General features: G+C 61.6%; 5 protein-coding genes. 3 read left to right on the top strand and 2 right to left on the bottom strand.

Annotated elements, in window-relative coordinates:
- The 3 genes from WAN02_RS30590 to WAN02_RS30580 form a co-directional block, all read left to right on the top strand.
- Positions 1-1,127 (top strand): acyl-CoA dehydrogenase family protein (locus WAN02_RS30590; protein ID WP_422269124.1); only part of this gene is annotated, 1,127 nt, incomplete at its 5' end.
- A gap of 1 nt (position 1,128) precedes the next feature.
- Positions 1,129-1,866 (top strand): SDR family oxidoreductase, encoded by a 738-nt coding sequence (locus tag WAN02_RS30585; RefSeq protein WP_422269126.1) that lies wholly within the window; start codon positions 1,129-1,131, stop codon positions 1,864-1,866.
- 38 nt (positions 1,867-1,904) lie between these two features.
- Complete coding sequence (locus WAN02_RS30580) at positions 1,905-2,954, top strand: phosphotransferase family protein (protein WP_422269125.1); 1,050 nt, start codon at positions 1,905-1,907, stop codon at positions 2,952-2,954.
- Between the two features lie 205 nt (positions 2,955-3,159).
- Here the strand turns inward: WAN02_RS30580 and WAN02_RS30575 are convergent, their stop codons facing one another.
- Together WAN02_RS30575 and WAN02_RS30570 are read right to left on the bottom strand one after the other, a co-directional pair.
- Positions 3,160-4,329: a DJ-1/PfpI family protein gene (locus WAN02_RS30575; protein ID WP_422269123.1), complete on the bottom strand. Its 1,170-nt coding sequence runs from the start codon at positions 4,327-4,329 to the stop codon at positions 3,160-3,162.
- A 58-nt stretch (positions 4,330-4,387) separates the two neighbouring features.
- Positions 4,388-4,794: flavin reductase family protein (locus WAN02_RS30570; protein WP_422269122.1), on the bottom strand; the 407-nt coding region annotated here is incomplete at its 5' end.

The raw sequence follows: 4,794 nt of genomic DNA, 5'->3' as shown, positions 1-4,794 counted from the left end.
AGTCGGGCGACCCTCATCACCACCCTGTGATCGTCGAGGATCTCAAAAGTGAGGCGCGGCGGCGAGGTTTGTGGAACTTGTTTCATCCGCATCCACAGTGGGGCCCCGGATTGTCCAATCTCGAATATGCCCCGCTCGCCGAGATCATGGGGCGCAGTCCGCAACTGGCGCCCGAAGCGTGCAACTGCAACGCTCCGGATACCGGGAACATCGAAGTCTTAACGCTTTTCGGTAGCGACGAACACAAACGACGATGGTTACGACCGCTGCTGGACGGCACCATTCGCTCGGCGTTCGCCATGACCGAACCGGCGGTGGCGAGCTCGGATGCCACAAACGTCGAGCTGCGGATGGACCGCGACGGTGACGGTTATCTGCTGAACGGATCTAAATGGTTCGCATCCAATGCGCTGCATATCAACTGTCGAATGTTGATCGTGATGGGAAAGACGGACCCAACAGCGTCCCCGCACCGACAGCAGTCAATGGTCATCGTCCCGATCGATGCTCCGGGGGTGCGGATCGTGCGAAACCTTGCTGTCTTCGGCTATCACGATCGTGAGGGTCATGCCGAGATCGAGTTCGACAACGTGCATGTCCCGGCGAGCGACCTTCTCAAGGGTGCGGGCGAGGGCTTCGCCATTGGCCAAGCGCGGCTGGGACCCGGGCGCATCCACCACTGTATGCGTGCGATCGGTATGGCCGAACGCGCACTCGAATTACTCTGTCAGCGTGCCGATTCCCGCACTACCTTTGGATCACCGCTCAGTGAGCGGGACAACGTTCGCGACTGGATTGCTGAAGCACGCATCGAAATAGAGAAATCGCGACTGCTGATCCTCAAGACAGCCTGGCTAATGGACACCGTCGGTAACAGGGAAGCCAAAACGGAGATCGCCGGCATCAAGGTTGACGCTCCCAATGTGGCTCTGGGGGTGGTCGATCGTGCGATTCAAATCCACGGCGGGCTCGGGCTGACCGAAGACACGCCTCTCGCTGGATTCTGGGCGCACCTGCGCGCGATGCGAATCGCTGACGGCCCCGACGAGGTCCACAAGCGAACCATCGCCCGTCAGGAACTGCAGAAGCAGCGACTCCTCCGTGATGACGCGGCAGGAGGCACCTGACGTGGACGGTATGAGTCTGGAAGGAAAAACAGCACTCGTGACTGGCGCATCTCGCGGTATTGGACAGGCCGCGGCACGATGCCTTGCCGATCTGGGTGCGAACGTTATCCTGACAGCCCGTACGCAGGAAGCCGCAGATGCCGCCGCCGAAAAGATCAGCGGTGCAATAGGCTTCGCCGCACACGCCACTGACGAAGACGCCGCCCGGCGATGCGTTGTCTTCGCAATTGAACGGTTCGGACGGCTCGACATCCTTATCAACAATGCGGCGACGAATTCCGCGTACGGTCTTCTGACCGAGCAGCAGTACGACGGCTTCCGTAAAACGATCGACATCAATCTGTGGGCCCCGATCATGTGGTCATCCCTGGCGGCGCGGGCGTGGATGAGCCAGCACGGCGGAGCGATCGTGAACACCGCGTCGATAGGGGGACTGGCGACCGAGCCAAAGCTTGGGGTCTACAACGCCAGCAAAGCCGCGCTGATTCAGCTCACCAGACAAAGTGCCGTCGAACTGGCGCCTACCGTGCGAGTGAACGCGGTCGCGCCCGGTGTGGTGCGCACCAAACTCTCAGAGCTGCTGTGGCGTGAACACGAACAAACCCTCATCGACTCGCTGCCGCTGGCACGTATCGGCGAACCCGAAGACGTTGGCCGGGCTATCGCTTTTCTCGTATCCGACGCCGCAGCCTGGATTACCGGCCAAACCCTGGTCATCGACGGAGGAGCGATCCTATGAATCACCCGGCAGGCAATCGTTCCACCTCCTCGGAAGGCATGGTGGGGGATTCGCTGGACACGGTGCGCGGTGTCGATTATCGCGAGCTCACTGCCTGGTTGGGCACGCTCGTTTCGGATCTCGCACCGCCAATAACCGCTAGGCGCCTCGGTGTTGGTCAATCCAATCTGACCTACATCCTCTCTGACGCGGCCGGCCATCGGTGGGTGCTTCGCCGCCCACCGATGGGCCATTTACTGAACTCGGCTCACGATGTTCTACGCGAGGCGCGGATCCTTTCGGCCCTCGCGTCGACCAGCGTCCCGGTGCCGCGAATTTATGGTGTCGCCCAGGCCGCCGAAGTCGGGGATGTGCCTCTGGTGCTCATGGAGTTTGTCGATGGTGTGGTCATCAGCGATGTGTCAGCATCACGCAGTCTGCCAGCACGAGCTCGCCACAGCGCGGGTATCGCGCTGGCTGAGACGCTCGGGCGAATCCACGCGGTAGACCTCGGCACCGTCAACCTCGCAGATCTGGCTAGCCACTCACCGTATGCGCAGCGTCAACTGAAGCGATGGTCCAGTCAGTGGGAGCGGTCGAAGACACGTGAACTGGCCGAACTCGATTCGCTCACCGATCGACTCAGGGCCACGGTTCCGCCTCCACGTGAGCTGACGCTGGTCCACGGCGATCTGCACCTCCGCAATATCGTGGTCGCCGATTTCGACGGCGAAATCCTGGCAGCCCTGGACTGGGAACTGGCCACACTGGGCGACCCGATCGCCGATCTCGGTACCACGCTGGCATATTGGCCAGAAAATGACGAAACAGTCCTTCCTGAATTCCGCGCCCTGCTGCTACCCGGCTATCCTCGCCGCGCGGATCTGATCGAACGGTACTGCATCATCACCGGTCGCGTCGTGGCCGATTCTGAACTGGCCTTTTGGCATGCCTTGGCGCTGTGGAAGGTCGCTATCATCGCCGAGGGCATCCTGCGCCGTGCGCAAGAAGACCCACGCAACCGTGCCGAATCCGGCGTCCCTGTTCACCAGACTGTGAATGACCTCGTTGCATTGGCACACGACATCGCCGCACGGGCAGGGATCTGATCTGCCGCTGATAGCGTGAGTAGGTTCGGGGCGACAAGCGCATCGACCAGCCGGAAAAGACTGGGGCAGAGTTGAATCCGGGAGTTACGGTCTCGCGTCGCCGACGTGGTCCAACCGAATCGCATACTTTCAGGTCTTAATGTGCCGTCACCCCTCACCGCGACGCAGAGGTGCGGCAAGGGGTGACGGCTGTTGATTCGACGGGCTACCTGGCCCGTGCGGAGGGACGGCGGCTCCTCGGTTGCACTTGGTCTGCCAAGCCTTTGAGCGTCCGCTCCATACCGGCGCGGAGGTGACTGGCGCGGTCGTGGACCCCGACCATGCTTTGAATCGCGAGAACCGGCGCGGCCTGGGGCTGCATTTTGGTCGTCGTCAAAGTGACCTCGGTTCCGTCCTCGACGGCTTTCAGGTCGTAGCGCCATCCGGTCTTCGACGGCCACGCAACATCGAACGCGAACGCCCGTCCTGGCGTGTCCTCGGTGACCTTGCATACAGTGCTCCATCGGTACAGCGGGCCGATGTGGTTGTAGCCCTTGAATTTCTTGCCGTGGGTGATCCACTTGGCGGCATGGGTTTCGGGGCTACGTTGGCCGATAGTGGTGATATCGCTGATTGCGTCGTAAGTCGTCATGGGATCGGCTGCGATCAACCGGCTGACCGAGATGTGCAGCGCCGGCGAACTTTGGTCCGTCACCAGTCTGTGTGCCAGCATCGCCGACGACGCCGGGTTCTGTCCGGTGTAGAGGTTGCGGTCCACCACTATGTAAGGCCTTAGCGGAAAACGGCCTTTGGAATAAACAGCCCCGGACTCGACGAGACGGTCTTGCAGCAGCCACTGGGCCTTGCGGGTAAACAGGTTGAATCGCTCCTCGGCGTTCGAAAGCGACGTCATTCGATAACCCTCAAAGGGCCACGTTCCGTCCTCGCGCTGCGTCGCCAAGGTGGCAGCGGGCCCGTGGCACAGCAAGGCCAGCGGCTTGCCGGATTCCAGCACTGCGGTCAGGATTCTGCCCGAGTCGGCATCCCCGGCAAGGTCTTCCATCGGACCATGGCCCCCCGGGTAGAACGCCACGTCATAGTCATTCGGGTCGATATCGGCCAGTGCCTTTGGATGCGTCAGTGCCGAATTGTGTTGGTGCAGATAGTCCGCGATCGCCCGGGTCTTGGTCGGCAAGCCACCCGCGAATCCGAGGCTGAGCCGGTCCACCGTCGGCGCCGTTCCGCCGGGAGTGGCGATGGTGATGTCCCAGCCGGCGGCCGCGAAAATTTGGTGCGGCCGGGCCAGCTCCTCGGCCCAATACCCAGTGGGATGGGTGGTGCCGTCGTTCAGAGTCCACTGGTTCGCGGCAGAGACCACGATCAACACAGACGTCATTGCAATTTTCCTTTCTAGAGTTGGGTCTACGTCAGCGACTCCTAATGGAGTCCAGTTCTCACAGCGGAGACAGGCCGGCGAATGCGCCGTCGCAGTAGACCAATGGGTCACCTGACTCGCCGAAATGGGCTTCGGTGATCAGTCCGACGAAAATGGAATGCGTTCCCACCTCGACGATGTCGTCGACGCGGCAGTCGAAGGTAACGAGGCTGTCAAAGAGCCCGGGGACATCGCTCGGCAGGATTCTCCAGTTCCCTTCTTCGAACTTCGCCGAACCGCGCACCCCGTGCATGCCGGCGAAGCGTTTCGCCAGATCATGATGATCGGTGCGCAACATGTTCACCGCGAACCTGCCGGTCTCCTTGACGGCGGTCTCCAATTCCAGCGAGCGGTTCAAGCAGCACAGGACACTGGGCGGCTCCGCTGTCAGTGACGTCACCGCGGTTGCGGTGACCCCCAACGGGC

Origin of the sequence: Mycobacterium sp. (genome assembly GCF_049281135.1) — a bacterium.
GTDB lineage: Bacteria > Actinomycetota > Actinomycetes > Mycobacteriales > Mycobacteriaceae > Mycobacterium.
The sequence above is the reverse complement of the archived record's forward strand: the minus strand, read 5'-3'. Positions and strand labels throughout refer to the sequence as shown.